This is a genomic window from Vibrio owensii CAIM 1854 = LMG 25443 (genome assembly GCF_000817815.1).
Lineage (GTDB): Bacteria > Pseudomonadota > Gammaproteobacteria > Enterobacterales > Vibrionaceae > Vibrio > Vibrio owensii.
This window is the reverse complement of sequence record NZ_JPRD01000011.1, coordinates 72,339-86,793: the sequence shown is the minus strand read 5'-3', so window position 1 is coordinate 86,793 and position 14,455 is coordinate 72,339. Positions and strand designations below refer to the sequence as shown.

The window sequence follows — 14,455 nt, the reverse complement described above, 5'->3', positions numbered from 1 at the left end:
GAACAAGTAAACGTATGCACAATTTTGAAGATGCGATGATCTTAGGTATCGCGGGAAACTTCGCAGGTCACCTGCAACAAGCTGGTGAGGCTGATGACTTTGCTCTCTACGGAGATGTGAACGCTAATAAGCCCCAAGCATTGTTCCCCATTTATGTGCCTTTTATCGAACATCCGTATTTGTCGACATATCCAATAAGTGCCGATACGACCAAGTTGCCAAATGATATTTTGAACTTACAAATTGAACCAGAGCTCGCTCTGATCTGTGATGTTATTTATGAAGGTGGTCAGGTCTTACAGCTCACGCCGACGCATTTTGGCGCATTTAATGATTGTTCGATTCGACGCCCTGATGCGAATAAAATCAGTGAGAAGAAAAATTGGGGTGCAGCGTCAAAAGGCTTGGCATCGCAACTTATTGAACTAGAACGACTCACTCCTGATAGCGATATCGGCAGATTTAGAATCGCGAGCTTTCATAAGCGAGGAGAGCAGGTATTTGCCTACGGCGAAGATTGCGCAGTAAACGAATACTCCTATTTCTATGCGGATCTGCTGGATTGGATACGTGATCAGATGAATCATCAAGTGGAGCGCGGTCCGATGGAAAACATTCACGCATTACTCAAACAAGCAAATCTCCCAAGCCAGCTAGTGGTCGCAGTGGGTGCAACGCGCTACACCGAATATGGTGAGCAGAATTTCTTGGAAAGAGGTGATGAAAGTGTGGTTGTTGTGTATGACAGTCACCTATACCAACCAAAAGATGTGCTCGGCATGGTACAGAAGTCGCAGTATGAAGCGACAGGCTTTTCTTATGTGAGTCAAAGAGTGCTTTAAGTTTAAGCCGATAGAGAGCAAAAAAAGCCCGCAAATTAGCGGGCTTTGTTGTATCTAGAGCCTACCACACCGTATTCAAATCCCTTTAGAGTTCAATAAACCCAGCCAATACAAACGAAAAGTGTGATTATCTTTTTTAATCTTGCCTTCAGATAGTTGCAGTGGCCGATTGGTCGAACCAAAGTACTTCTTTTTTGATATTTAGAGAGGGTTCTGAATGTGGAAAAACATTTCTCTAGAAACGCTGTATGAGAAGTGCTTGGAGCTTTTACTGACATTTGGGCCATTTATCTTGGCTTTGATTGTTCTGTTCGTGGGCTGGTGGATTATAGGCAAAGTCAGTTTTGTATTTCTTGTGTGATATTTTTATTAAATGATAAAAATGTTTTTATGTGGTGAATTACCCCCAATGAACATTCAAAATTTGAAAGTGTCAATTTACTTCTATTTGACCTAGTTTATAAATAATATATATCGTTTTCATAATTATAAGCAGTAAATGTTTGCTTTTTTGCCAAGGAGAGGGGCTCTTAACCAAAAAGAGGCTCAGATATGTTAAAGCCTATTAATATTTTAATTGCAGATATACAACCCATTTTCCGAGAAGGTCTACGGTCTGTAATTCTGAAACGCGTACCTATACGGAATATATTTCAAGCTGAAAGTCAAAAAGAAGTACTTAAATTGTTAAGTGAGAATAAGATTGATATCTTGATCATGGATGTATTTCTTGCCGACTGCAATTCCCTAAAATTAGGACATAGTTTATTAAATAATGGCTTTAAAGGAATTTTGATTTTTCTTACCTCTCAGAGCCTTAGTCACTATTCAAAATTGGCTTCGCAAATCGGTGCAAGTGCATGCCTGAGTAAGAATGATCAGAGTGATATGGTCGTTCATGCTATCGTTTCGACAGTGAAGGGGTTTCGAGTCTTCAAAAGCTGGATGTCTGAACATTACCCTGCATTATCGGTGCGAGAACAGATGGTATTTGACTATCTCGCTCTTGGATACAGTAACCAGCAGATTGCTCGCACTTTGTCTCTTAGTGAAAAAACGATCAGTACATATAAGTCTCGCATATTACAAAAGTACGATACTAAATCAATAGTTGAATTAGTAAATCTCATGCATCTCGCATAGCATCTTCGATGAAGATAGTATCTAAAAAGACTAAATAATCTACAAAGATCTCGATGCGGAATCAAAGCATCAGTTAGTTCTTTCCGCATAGAATATGAGTAACGGCAAAGCGATTTGTTAAATTAAATCTAACCTATTATCATCAATGTAGTCGCCTTTATGCAGCATAATCGATACTCCATCTGACGCCATAAGACAGAATGAATTGTAATGAATAAAGAACTTGATTTAAATCTTTTGAAAGTGTTGGTTTTACTAAATCGACATAAGAAAATTAAAATCGTAGCGAAAGAGCTAGGGAAAAGTGAGGCGTCAATTAGTAAGTACTTAACGCGTTTAAGAGAACAACTGAACGATGAGCTGTTCATTCGCTATGCTCATCATTTGGAGCCGACTTATGAACTCAAACGCAGGTTGCCGGAAATAGAGGAAGCGCTGAGCAAACTTGAATCTTGTATGGATTTGAGTGAATTCAACCCTAACTTACACGAAGGGAGCATCACAGTTTGCTTGCCTCAAACAACTCAGTACTCATTTGGGCACCTGATTCTGACGGATCTTATGTCTTTATTTCCCAATAGTAAGATTGATGTGACTAGCAACATTGATTCGAACGAAGGTGACATTCTAGATGACAAAGTCGATATACGACTTCATTACTTTAATGATGAGTTGCCGAAGACGATCTATCAAAAGCATATAGGGTATGCAGCGCCTTGTATCGTTGTTCCAGAAGAGTTAGGGATTGACGACTTTGAAGACGCTTGTAAACTGAACTTTGTACTATTGGAGATCTTGGGCTGGAAGGATAAAGAGCAGTTAACTAAGCGTGCATTAGAGAAAAGGGGCATCTATATTAATCGAGTTGCGACAATCGGTAATATTACAAGCTTATTTGAAACGATTAAACTTCAAGGTGCCGCTACTATTCTTTTTTCTGCACAAGGACCACGAGAAGGTTTCACGTTTATTCCCATTCCGGATGAACTTTACCGTGGCGAACGTCCAAAAGCCGTCTTACAAATGAAGCAAACTAATCGTTCTAGTCCCGTTCATCAGATATTAACGAATATTATTTTGAAACATATAAACAGTCAGAGATGATTGAAGCATTGAAGAGGATTGGGTGAGTTTGACGTTATAGTCTTTAACCATTTCTGTGTGTGTTAATTTGACGATTACCTATCCGCTCTGTAGGGATTTTCTGAGTTTTATTTTTTATGACAGTAATTTAAAGAACTACTGAAATTGCAAGTATCGTGTAAAGATTAAAGTTTTATGTTTATATTTTCTTTAATAATGAAGTAATATCGATTTCTGAATTATGTTGACTGAGGTGTATATGAAACGTTTTATTCTATTTTTTGGTTTGGTTTTAAGTAGTAGTTATTCTTTTGCAAACGAAAGCACGGTAGTAAAAGCAACTGAGATACAAGCACCGTTAGCAGAAGTTACGGCAGGTGATAAGGAAGTTATACCATTCGAAGTAATAAAACCAAGTGTTTCAACTGTAAAGAGCGAAGAAAAAAATACTGTTAAGCCTACAAAAATAAACAAACCGCTATCTCAGCCTAAGTAGTCTTCGTTCTTCTTCGATATCAGAATTTTCACACCAATATAGAGCAAGTGTTCATACACTTGCTTCTTTTATACATGACAGCAAAGATTTACCAACACACCAACACACCAACACACCAACACACCAACACATTGTGTCATTGATTATATGGTCACTCAATGTTGTTAATGACCTTTCAACTCTTCACGTGCGTTACCCTATGGCTAGTACATTAAAGCATGGCCACACTCAATATACGATTGTTTCTCACGCGCAATGCCCGTTTTCCACACCAAATGCCCGATTTTTTGTGTGGTTATTCACCGTTTCGGTCAAAAGTGGGCATGTTTAAATCTGGTGTGATGGCTATCTCAGATTTTCTCTCTACTTAATCTAATATCTCAGTCATTGATTGAAGTTGAGTAGTTTATCAATGCAAGCAGCATCGAGAGCAAGCCACATATTAAAAGTAATATCTAAAGTTGGACAAGTGTCGGTTCTAGATTTATCTCAAGAATTAAAAGTTTCCGTAGAAACGATTCGAAGAGATTTAAAGTTACTGGATAAGAAAGGTGAGTTAGTCCGAGTTCATGGGGGAGCAATCGGTAAACAATATAAAGATGAAGGAACATCTTTTAATAATCGTGCCGGAAACAACATTGATGATAAGAAACACTTAGTTGAGCAAGTTGTTTCTAATATATATGAAGGATCGGTAATTGGTTTAGATGCTAGTTCATCTAGTTGGCTTGTGGCTCAAGCGATCCCAGATATTCGTTGTACTGTAGTAACAAACTCAATCAATAACATTAGCGTACTCTGCGGAAAAAAGAACATTTCTATTATCAGTTTGGGTGGGTACTTTTCGGAGAAGTATAAAGCATTCTATGGATTGATTGCTCGGAATACTTTATCGGAGATGGCCTTGGATTTATGTGTCATCTCGTGTGTTGGGTTTGATGAGCAATCTGGAGTGTGGGATTCAAACGAATACAATTATGAGATTAAAAAAACATTTATTGAAGTATCAGATAAAGTAATTCTATTGGCTGATAAAAGCAAATATAAAAAAAAGAGCTTACTAAAAATATGTGATTTAGATGAAATAGACATGTTGATATCTAATGCCATATTAAATAACTAAATAAAAATATAATCCAATAACGTGAAACTCATTCCTATAACTTAATGAGAGGAATGACCGTACCTAAAGGAATTTAAAATGACTGACATTTTATCATCCGCTCCACAAGCAGAAGTAAAGAAAGGGAATAGTGAAGTAATTCCTAAGTCTGTTCTGTTCCCATTTATTTTGCTGACTTCATGCTTCGCTTTATGGGGCCTAGCAAATAATATGACCGATGTTTTAATCGCGCAGTTCCGAAAAGTATTTACTTTAACGGATATGCAATCAGGTTTAGTTCAAACAGCATTTTATGGTGCTTATTTTATCTTGGCTTTACCTGCCGCGCTTTTTATTCAGCGATACAGCTATAAAGCTGGAGTATTACTAGGGTTAGGGCTTTTCGCTTCGGGGGCTCTATTATTCTATCCTGCGGCGCAAGCAATGGAGTATTTGCCTTTCTTAATGGCCCTGTTTGTTTTGGCTGGCGGTCTATCCATCCTAGAGACCAGTGCTAACCCATACATCATAGCAATGGGTCCTCAAGAAACAGCAACACGCCGGTTAAATATTGCTCAAGCGTTCAACCCTGTGGGGTCTATTACTGGGGTTCTGATTGGTAAATTCTACATTCTTTCTCAGCTAAACCCAGCTTCCGATGCAGAGCGTGCGGCGATGGCGCCAGAACAACTTAACACCATTCAGGCCGCAGAGCTTGATGCCGTCATGATGCCTTATTTGTCTGTTGCTGCTGTCATTTTAGTCGTCTGGCTCGCGATTGCTTTTACTAAGATGCCAAGAGCTAAAGAGGTCGTAGTCAGCGATGGTACCGAGCGTTCTCTGCGAGCGACATTCACTCGTTTAGTCGAGAAAAAACATTTCGTCAGAGGTGTTATCGGCCAGTTTTTTTATGTTGGATGTCAGATTGGTTGTTGGTCTTGGACCATCCGATATGTGATGACTCAGGTCGGCGGGACGGAAGCTGACGCGTCTAACTTCTTACTTGCATCTATCGTCGTCTTCAGTGCGTTCCGCTTTATCTGTGTAGGTTTGATGAAATACATCGCACCGGAGAAGCTCCTTGCTGTATTAGCCATGGTGGCAGCTCTACTAGTGCTGGTTCTGATGAGTGTTGGTGGTGTTACAGGTGCGTATGCACTGGTTGGTATCTCTGCGTGTATGTCACTGATGTTCCCGACTATTTTTGGTCTATCTCTACAAGACCTAGGCGGTGATTCAAAATTTGGCGGTAGCTGTCTAATTATGGCAATTCTTGGTGGCGCTGTGTTGACTGCCGTCATGGGAAAACTATCGGATTCAATGGGTATTCAAGCTGCTTTCGTTATTCCTTTAATTGGTTTTGTGTACCTCGTTTACTTTGGTCTTAAAGGCTACCAAATCGAAAAATAACTCAGATTAACGTGAAAAAAGAGAGTTTTAATATGAACAACTTAGTCAAAATCGGTATCCGTCCAACTATTGATGGTCGTCGTCTTGGTGTGCGTGAGTCGTTAGAAGAACAAACGATGAATATGGCAAAGAATCTTGCGAATTTCATTAGAGAAAACCTGCGCCATGTAAGCGGAGAGTTGGTCGAGTGTGTTATTGCCGATTCTACAATCGGTGGCGTCGCTGAAGCTGCGGCCTGTTCAGATAAGTTCAAACGTGAAAACGTGGGGCTTAGTATCACAGTTACACCTTGCTGGTGCTACGGCACAGAAACCATCGACATGGACCCTCATATGCCAAAAGCAATCTGGGGATTTAATGGGACTGAGCGCCCTGGAGCAGTGTATTTAGCGGCGGCAATGGCGGGTCACTCTCAAGTGGGCTTACCTGCATTCTCTATCTACGGTGAAGAAGTTCAAGATAAGGATGACACTTCTATCCCATCTGATGTTCAAGACAAAATTTTACGATTCTGTCGAGCGGGCCTAACCGTTGCGAGCATTCGTGGGAAGTCATACCTATCTATGGGCTCTGTCTCTATGGGAATCGCAGGTTCCATTGTCGATCAGCCGTTCTTCCAACATTACTTAGGCATGCGTAATGAATATGTCGATATGACAGAGATTAAACGTCGCTTAGACAGAGAGATTTTTGATAAAGAAGAATTTGAACTTGCTCTGGCTTGGACGAAAGAACACTGCCAAGAAGGCAAGGATTATAACCGTACACCAATGCTCGAAGAGCGTAAAAAAGAAGATTGGGAAACGGTGGTCAAGATGACAATGATCATGCGTGATCTGATTGAAGGTAATTCTAAGCTAGCTGAAATGGGTTTTGGAGAAGAAGCGCTAGGTCATAATGCGGTTGTTGGTGGTTTCCAAGGCCAACGTCATTGGACAGATCACCTGCCTAATGGTGACTTCAGTGAGGCCATTCTAAACTCTTCATTTGATTGGAATGGCATTCGTGAGCCATTTGTTATTGCGACTGAGAACGATAGCCTAAATGGCGTAAATATGCTCTTTGGCAAGATGCTGACAGGTCAAGCTCAAGTGTTCTGCGATGTTCGTACCTATTGGTCTCAAGACTCTGTTGAGCGCGTAAGTGGGTATCGACCAGAAGCGGGCTTTATCCATTTAGTAAACTCTGGCTCAGCAGCGCTAGATGGCAGTGGTGAAGCCAAAGATCAACACGGTGAATCGGTGATTAAGCCCCATTGGAATATGAGTGCTGAAGACGCCGAAGCATGTTTAAGTGCGACTTGTTGGCCGCCAGCAGATGTCGAATACTTCCGTGGGGGTGGTTTCTCTTCAAACTTCCTAACGCACGGTGGTATGCCATTTACGATGCACCGTATCAATATCATAAAAGGCATAGGTCCTGTGCTGCAAATCGCGGAGGGCCATTCAATTACACTGCCAAAAGAAGTCCATGAAACTTTAAATGAACGCACTAATCCAACTTGGCCAACCACCTGGTTTGTACCTCGTATCAATGGTGAAGGCGCATTCAAAGATGTTTATTCTGTGATGGCTAATTGGGGAGCAAACCACTGTGTGATTACTTACGGTCACGTTGGCGCCGACCTAATCACTTTGGCCTCTATGCTTCGTATCCCTGTTGCGATGCATAACGTTGAAGACAAGGATGTATTCCGACCACATACGTGGAGTGCATTTGGTCAAGACAAAGAAGGCCAAGACTACCGTGCTTGTGCCAACTTCGGTCCACTTTACAAGTAGCTGCAATGGGCGGAGAAAACTCCGCCCTGATAGGAGTTTCTATGTCTGTAGTGATTGTTTTGGATTGTGGTGCAACTAACTTGCGCGCGATCGCCATTGATCCTCAAGGTGAAATCGTTGCATCACATTTTATGAAGAATACGACTAAGCAAGATGAAAATAACTCAGCTTTTCATATTTGGGATTTCGAAGATATCTGGCAGAAGTTGATTGAATGTGGGCAACGTGTTGTAGCTGAAGTTGGTGCGAAAAATGTCATTGCTTTTACGGTCACGACATTTGGTGTTGATGGCGCACCATTCGACCGCAATGGTAATCAAATATACCCGATTATTTCGTGGAAATGCCCGCGAACCCTCGATGTAATGAAGCAAGTTGAAACAGAGTTGGACCGTATTGATCTTTATCGTAATAACGGAATTGGTGATTACAGCTTCAATACCCTCTATAAGCTTCGTTGGTTAAAAGAGTACGAACCAGCTGTATTCAAAAAGATGGATAAATTTGTGTTTATCTCTTCGATGATTACGCACCGATTAACCAGCACTTTATCGACGGATTACACCATGGCAGGTACATCCATGATGACCGACTTAAACAGTTGTAATTGGAACACATCAGTACTCGAATATTTAGGGCTATCGGAGTTGAATTTTCCTCCTCTCGTGATGGCGGGAGAGACTATTGGCACCGTGACCTCATCTGTTGCTGAATGTTTTGGTGTTAAGAGCGGGCTTCCGGTGATATCTGCAGGCCATGATACGCAATTTGCTTTGATCGGTTCTGGTGCGGAAGAGAATCAAGCATTCTTAAGTTCAGGCACTTGGGAAATATTGATGGCTCGAAGTCAGCGCCCTCAACTTAATACCGAAGCGTTAGAAAATGGTGTAACGGTCGAGTTGGATTCCGTTAAAGGGTTCTACAATCCAGCGACGCAATGGTTATCAAGTGCCGTGATTGAATGGGTTGCGACGCAGTTTTTTTCTGCGGAAAAAAGCACGGATGATTTGTATAGCATCATGATTCAGGAAGCGAATGAAGCTGGTAGTGGGGCTGGAGGGGTTGTCTTCGTACCACGGTTTGCACTCAACGCAGATGGCATTGGTGAAGGTGCGATCGAAGGATTATCCATTCATACCACCCGTGGGCAAATTGTTCGTGCAGTCTTTGAAGGATTAAGTCGTCAGCTTAAACATCGATTCGACTATTTGAATCAACTTTGTCACCTCAATGACGGACCAGTCGTGGTCGTGGGTGGTGGTACCAAGAATGCCCTTTGGAACCAGTTGAAAGCTGATGCTTTACAAAGACCATTACATATTGTTGAACAAGCAGAAGCCACGGTGCTTGGCGCTGCCATGTTTGCTTTCTTCGGCGTGGGGTTCTACCCAAGTATCCAAACCGCACAATCTCAAATGAAACCAAGTTTGCAGGAGGTTAACCCAACCTCTTGCGTATCAACAAAAAAAGAGAAGGAGTGCACCCATGCTTAAAGGTATTCATCCAGCTATTTCGCCTCAGCTTTTAGCCACGTTGTCTGAGATGGGACATGGCGATGAAATTCTCCTTGCTGACGCTCATTTTCCAGCGCATACCTTTAATCACAATGTGATTCGCTGTGACGGTGTCGGTGTAGACACCTTACTAGGTGGTGTCGTTGAGTTGTTCGAACTGGATCAATATGTCGATCAGCCCGTGATCATGATGCAGGCAGTACCGGGTGATGAACTTGATCCTAGTGTCGAGAACAAATACTTGGAAGCGATGACAGTTTCTAACGTCAGCCAAGAACAAATTGAAAGAGTAGAGCGCTTTGCTTTTTATGAGCGAGCGAAACAGTGCTATGCAGTGGTACTCACTGGGGAGGTTGCTAAATACGGCAATATTATTCTCAAAAAAGGTGTCACAACTCTTTAAAGAAATAGAAGGTTAAGGAATAAAAATGAATCGAGTAGAACTTTCCCAACAAATTATCGATACCTGCTTGGAAATGACCCGTCTAGGTTTGAACCAAGGTACAGCAGGAAATGTGAGTGTACGTTTTGATAACGGTATGTTGATTACCCCAACCGGTATTCCTTATGAAAAACTCACCCCAGACCATATTGTGTATGTAGCCGAAGATGGGACTTTTGAAGAAGGAAAGCTGCCATCATCTGAGTGGCTATTCCACCTAACTTGCTACAAAAAGCGTGATGATGTGAATGCAGTTGTTCATAACCACGCGATTCATTGCGCAGCGGTTTCTATCTTGAATAAGCCAATTCCTGCCATTCATTACATGGTCGCGGCATCAGGTACTACCGAGATTCCTTGTGTACCTTATGCGACATTTGGTAGCGCTAAGCTTGCTCAATACGTTGAAGACGGGATTTCTAAGAGCAAAGCAATTTTGCTGCAGCATCATGGTTTGATTGCGGGCGAAGCGAACTTAGAAAAAGCATTGTGGTTAGCTCATGAGGTGGAAGTCTTGGCAGATCTCTATCTCAAAACTTTGGCTATTACGGCTGATGTGCCTGTGTTGGATGATGCCTCAATGGAAGTCGTGCTTGAAAAGTTCAAATCTTATGGGTTACGTATAGAGAAGTAAGGAGTGATAAACCATGGCTTTTGCATTAAATCTTCCTAAGCTCAGTTATTCTGGTGTTGCGGCTATAGATGATGCTATCGCGACACTGAGTCAACAACCAGTGAAGCGAGCGTTAGTCGTAACGGATAAAAACTTGGTTGAACTTGGTCTTCTTGATCATTTATTTGATTTACTAGACCAAGCCTCTATTGATTATGAATTGTTTGATAAAGTCACGCCAAACCCGACGGCGACATTAGTTAGAGAAGGTTTGTCTCTTTATTTAGAGGCGGGCTGTGATTGTTTTATTGCGGTCGGTGGAGGAAGTCCCGTCGACTGCGCGAAGGCAATTCGTATTGTAGCTGCTAACTCAGGCGATATTGTCGATTACGATGGTGTGGGTAAAGTTAAGCAAGCGGGTGATTTCTTTATTGCTATAAATACCACTGCGGGTACCGCTGCGGAAATGACATCGAATTCGGTGATCACTGATGAAGTGCGCCAAGTAAAAATGGTAATAATCGACGCTAAACAGATCCCAGATATTGCGGTTAACGACCCAGTGTTGATGGTCAATTTACCGGCAAATGTCACTGCGGCAACAGGTATGGATGCTCTGACTCATGCCATCGAGGCTTATGTCACGCCGGGCGCTCATACGTTGACGAAACCGACAGCGCTTGAAGCGATTAAACTGATAGCGCAATGGCTTCCTGTTGCTGTAGATGATGGTAAGAACATTGAAGCTCGTGAACAATTGGCTAATGCGCAGTTTTTGGCTGGTATGGCATTTAATAGTGCAGGCTTAGGGCTTGTTCACGCGATGGCTCACCAACCAGGGGCGACGCATAACCTTCCTCATGGCGTGTGTAACGCGATTTTGTTACCAATTGTCTGCGAGTTTAATGCTGAGCATTCTCCAGATAGGTTTCGTGAGATTGCACATGTAATGGGAGGGGATGTTACAAGCTTAGATAACGAGCAAAGCGCTAAGTTAGCAATTACGTTGATACGAGACTTATCAAAACGAGTTGGAATTCCTGTTGGTTTTTCTACATTGGGCATCAAAAAGGAAGATTGCGACAACTGGATAGAAAAAGCACTTTCTGACCCTTGTTTAGCAGGAAATCCAAGGACTCCAACTCGAGAAGAGGTTCAAAATCTATATTTGATGTCATTGTAATTCGACTCTTTACAAATAACGTAATGAATTTATTACTGGGCACTACGTGTTAGCTATATTGCTCCCACAGAAGTTAAATATGAAACTTTGTAGTGAGAGAGTGATTGTGTCAATGGATTGTGCCCTCAACGAGATGTTCATATCCACAACTAACAGAAAAGGAGCGTCAGCTCCTTTTTTGCGTTTCAAAAGGCGTATTGTGAGATTTACTGATTCAATCAAATCAATAGGCAATCAACATGACACCAACTTACCTTTATATACAGTTTAAAATTCAGGATATGGAAGCTTTCAGTGAGTATGCTGAACGTGTTTCTGAAACCACTCAAATCTATGGTGGTAAGACGGTTGCGGTCAACAAATCACCAACGGCATTACATGGCGATGTGGGGGCAGATGTTTGTGTCATTCAACACTGGCCATCTTTAGAAGCGGCACACGCGTGGCATGAGCCTCCTGAATACGCACCACTGAGAAAACTGCGTGACGAAAAAGCGATGAGAGATCTGAAAATTATCCCTGTGCCTGCTGTTTAAATAAGCAAGTAGATCAAATAGACAGCGCTAATATTGATGTTATATTAAATTTATAATGAATTAATGGTTGGTATTTTTACAGAAAATATTAGCGTTCATTTATTTATTAATCTCTAATTATTTACATCATCATTCTTGGAAACTGAGTCACAAAATAATCAATTATATTTAATATTTATAAATAGTGTTTTTTATTAAACTATTTGCTCTAATATTATGCTAAATTTCTTTTGTGATGATCATTTAAGTGATTGTAAATATTGCTATTTGTTAGTTTTTTGTCAGTATGTTCTGAAATTGTCGTTTTATTTAAATTTGTGATGTTTGTTCATATCGATAATCGTCAAACTTTCATTGATAGAACTTACGTATATTATTTTTAACTGTTTACTGATTAAAACTATAAACATGAAATAAGTAACAACGGTTATAAAACATCCGTTGAATCTTATTTGTACTATAAACGGTAGAGAGTGAAAAAAGTGAAAGCAAACAAAAACATTCTTAAAGCAGCAGTGGGCATGGCGATGCTATCTGGCCTACCAACAGCAGCAAATGCTCACGGTTGGTCAGAGTTTCCGAGTGCTCGACAAAATACATGTTATGAACAAGGCGGAATTTGGTCGGGTAACCCACCAAATGCAGCTTGTGCTCAAGCAAAGGAAATCTCTGGTTCTTATCCATTTGTTCAGCGTAATGAATACGCTAAGAACATTACGGATTTCAACAATATGGCGGCAGTAAAAGCAGCGATTCCAGATGGTACGTTGTGTTACGCAAATGACCCTCAGAAAAAGGGCATGGGCGCACCGCACACAGGTTGGACACGTACGGAACTAAACACAGGAACATTCGAATTTGTGTTTAATGCGACTGCGCCTCACAACCCATCATTTTGGGAATTTTACCTAACCAAACCAGGCGCCGATCTCAGTAAAGCATTGGCATGGGGCGATTTAGATTTGATCCAAACTGTAGGTAATGTTCCCGTAAATGGTGGCAAATACCGCATGGATGTTACGATCCCATCGGACCGTTCTGGTGATGCGATTCTATTTGTTCGTTGGCAGCGTGATGATGCTGCGGGTGAAGGCTTCTACAACTGTTCAGACATCACTATTGCAGGTGGTGATACTCTTCCTCCTGAAGCTGATCTTGTTCGTGGTGACCTGTACATCCCTCAAGGGTTTGTAAATCCTGAAATCGGTGACACAGTTAAATATGACATCATCAACAAGAACGGCGATGTGGCACGTAGTTTTGATATTAAGGTTGAAGCTTCGAACGTAAATGATTGGGCACGTCTACTGGCTTCAGAAATCAATGGTTGGCACGCAGAGTTCAAAGACGGCGCAGTCTTCATCGGTGATTGGCATGAAGAAATGTCACATTACATGTACTTCCAGAACGATCCATCACGCAACTTCTTTAACTCAAAAGATAGCCGCGCATCTGGCATGATTTCAGTTATTGATGGTGATGAAGGCGGTGTCGAGCCCCTGACTGGTGACCTCTACGAACTGGTTAAGAGTGACAAGGTTGTAAATGCTGGCGACAAAGTGGTTATTGCAACTAGCGAAGCAGCGAACCTAACGCAAACTCAAGGTTCAGCAGTTAGCATTCAGAACAATGGCACGGCTTCTATCGTTGTAGATACAACGACAATCACACAAAATGAAACACTGTCGTTTGTTGCTAACGCTGTAAACAGCGCACGGGCAGAGACGTTCACGTTTGAAGTTATTGCGGGTGATGATGAAATCACACCACCAAAACCTGAGCCAGACCCAGATCCTAAGCCAGAACCAGATGATAATGGAACTTGGGACGCTGGGAAAACTTACCTAGGTGGTGAAGTTGTATCTTACGCTGACCAAAACTGGAAAGCTCAGTGGTGGATTCAAGGTGGTGACAATCCACAAGCGACTTACCAAAAAGACAAGTGGGGTGTTTGGCGTCCAGCTAACTAATCTCACTCGTTAAAGCCAAAAGGAATTGGCTAAGGCAAGCATCAAAGCCATCGCTCTTGTTAATAGGGTGATGGCTTTTTCATATTAACTAAATATAGGTTGATCTCCGTTGATAAGTGGATGTTGCACAATTGGCAAGTAGAAAAAAGTGGTGTGCTAAGATGCTTATTCTTAAAGCATTTCATGCGTTAATATCCTTTTCGAGCGTTAACTAACACCTCCTATAGTTAGGCCTCACCTTATAACGACAATAATGCGAAATTAGTGCTTGAAGCCCCATGGAAGTGTGGGCTTTTTTTTTTGCATTTAGGCTAGGCAACCATTTCAAAACGCATCTTCA

13 protein-coding genes are annotated in these 14,455 nt (G+C 41.6%); all 13 read left to right on the top strand.

Translation table 11 applies throughout. From position 1 onward, the window contains the following. Nucleotides 1-14: 14 nt before the first annotated feature. The 13 genes from H735_RS05500 (at nucleotide 15) to H735_RS05440 (ending at nucleotide 14,115) form a co-directional block, all read left to right on the top strand. Entirely contained in the window at nucleotides 15-842 is an 828-nt protein-coding gene (locus H735_RS05500; RefSeq protein ID WP_020197755.1) for a DUF5718 family protein, read from the top strand. Nucleotides 843-1,394: 552 nt separating this feature from the next. Then, the gene (locus H735_RS05495; protein ID WP_020197753.1) at nucleotides 1,395-1,985 is read left to right on the top strand and encodes a response regulator transcription factor; all 591 of its coding nucleotides are present in this window, start codon (nucleotides 1,395-1,397) and stop codon (nucleotides 1,983-1,985) included. Between the two features lie 210 nt (nucleotides 1,986-2,195). Beyond that, complete coding sequence (locus tag H735_RS05490; protein ID WP_020197752.1) at nucleotides 2,196-3,089, top strand: LysR family transcriptional regulator; 894 nt, start codon at nucleotides 2,196-2,198, stop codon at nucleotides 3,087-3,089. A 238-nt stretch (nucleotides 3,090-3,327) separates the two neighbouring features. Continuing rightward, the gene (locus H735_RS05485; protein ID WP_152447681.1) at nucleotides 3,328-3,564 is read left to right on the top strand and encodes a hypothetical protein; all 237 of its coding nucleotides are present in this window, start codon (nucleotides 3,328-3,330) and stop codon (nucleotides 3,562-3,564) included. Nucleotides 3,565-3,976: 412 nt separating this feature from the next. Continuing rightward, nucleotides 3,977-4,687 carry a DeoR/GlpR family DNA-binding transcription regulator gene (locus tag H735_RS05480; protein WP_020197750.1) on the top strand — a complete coding sequence of 237 codons (711 nt, stop codon included), beginning with the start codon at nucleotides 3,977-3,979 and terminating at the stop codon, nucleotides 4,685-4,687. A gap of 78 nt (nucleotides 4,688-4,765) precedes the next feature. Then, nucleotides 4,766-6,076 carry an L-fucose:H+ symporter permease gene (gene fucP / locus H735_RS05475; protein WP_020197749.1) on the top strand — a complete coding sequence of 437 codons (1,311 nt, stop codon included), beginning with the start codon at nucleotides 4,766-4,768 and terminating at the stop codon, nucleotides 6,074-6,076. 32 nt (nucleotides 6,077-6,108) lie between these two features. Then, nucleotides 6,109-7,857: an L-fucose isomerase gene (gene fucI / locus H735_RS05470; RefSeq protein ID WP_020197748.1), complete on the top strand. Its 1,749-nt coding sequence runs from the start codon at nucleotides 6,109-6,111 to the stop codon at nucleotides 7,855-7,857. Between the two features lie 41 nt (nucleotides 7,858-7,898). Further along, nucleotides 7,899-9,350 (top strand): L-fuculokinase, encoded by a 1,452-nt coding sequence (fucK, locus tag H735_RS05465; RefSeq protein ID WP_020197747.1) that lies wholly within the window; start codon nucleotides 7,899-7,901, stop codon nucleotides 9,348-9,350. Beyond that, nucleotides 9,343-9,774 (top strand): L-fucose mutarotase, encoded by a 432-nt coding sequence (fucU, locus tag H735_RS05460; RefSeq protein ID WP_020197746.1) that lies wholly within the window; start codon nucleotides 9,343-9,345, stop codon nucleotides 9,772-9,774. Before fucK ends, fucU begins: the two co-directional genes overlap by 8 nt. Nucleotides 9,775-9,799: 25 nt before the next feature. Beyond that, nucleotides 9,800-10,447, top strand: a complete 648-nt coding sequence (gene fucA, locus H735_RS05455; RefSeq protein ID WP_020197745.1) for an L-fuculose-phosphate aldolase — start codon at nucleotides 9,800-9,802, stop codon at nucleotides 10,445-10,447. A 13-nt stretch (nucleotides 10,448-10,460) separates the two neighbouring features. Next, on the top strand, nucleotides 10,461-11,609 hold the full coding sequence (gene fucO, locus H735_RS05450; RefSeq protein WP_020197744.1) for a lactaldehyde reductase: 1,149 nt from the start codon (nucleotides 10,461-10,463) through the stop codon (nucleotides 11,607-11,609). Between the two features lie 239 nt (nucleotides 11,610-11,848). Further along, entirely contained in the window at nucleotides 11,849-12,145 is a 297-nt protein-coding gene (locus H735_RS05445; RefSeq protein ID WP_020197743.1) for a DUF1330 domain-containing protein, read from the top strand. 482 nt (nucleotides 12,146-12,627) lie between these two features. Beyond that, nucleotides 12,628-14,115: a lytic polysaccharide monooxygenase gene (locus H735_RS05440; protein ID WP_051122846.1), complete on the top strand. Its 1,488-nt coding sequence runs from the start codon at nucleotides 12,628-12,630 to the stop codon at nucleotides 14,113-14,115. Nucleotides 14,116-14,455: the final 340 nt, after the last annotated feature.

Coding starts and splice junctions, on each gene's coding strand:
- fucI (WP_020197748.1), top strand. CDS start 6,109: ATGAACAACTTAGTCAAAATCGGTATCCGTCCAACTATTGATGGTCGT.
- fucK (WP_020197747.1), top strand. CDS start 7,899: ATGTCTGTAGTGATTGTTTTGGATTGTGGTGCAACTAACTTGCGCGCG.
- H735_RS05495 (WP_020197753.1), top strand. CDS start 1,395: ATGTTAAAGCCTATTAATATTTTAATTGCAGATATACAACCCATTTTC.
- H735_RS05445 (WP_020197743.1), top strand. CDS start 11,849: ATGACACCAACTTACCTTTATATACAGTTTAAAATTCAGGATATGGAA.
- fucP (WP_020197749.1), top strand. CDS start 4,766: ATGACTGACATTTTATCATCCGCTCCACAAGCAGAAGTAAAGAAAGGG.
- fucU (WP_020197746.1), top strand. CDS start 9,343: ATGCTTAAAGGTATTCATCCAGCTATTTCGCCTCAGCTTTTAGCCACG.
- fucA (WP_020197745.1), top strand. CDS start 9,800: ATGAATCGAGTAGAACTTTCCCAACAAATTATCGATACCTGCTTGGAA.
- fucO (WP_020197744.1), top strand. CDS start 10,461: ATGGCTTTTGCATTAAATCTTCCTAAGCTCAGTTATTCTGGTGTTGCG.
- H735_RS05480 (WP_020197750.1), top strand. CDS start 3,977: ATGCAAGCAGCATCGAGAGCAAGCCACATATTAAAAGTAATATCTAAA.
- H735_RS05490 (WP_020197752.1), top strand. CDS start 2,196: ATGAATAAAGAACTTGATTTAAATCTTTTGAAAGTGTTGGTTTTACTA.
- H735_RS05500 (WP_020197755.1), top strand. CDS start 15: ATGCACAATTTTGAAGATGCGATGATCTTAGGTATCGCGGGAAACTTC.
- H735_RS05485 (WP_152447681.1), top strand. CDS start 3,328: ATGAAACGTTTTATTCTATTTTTTGGTTTGGTTTTAAGTAGTAGTTAT.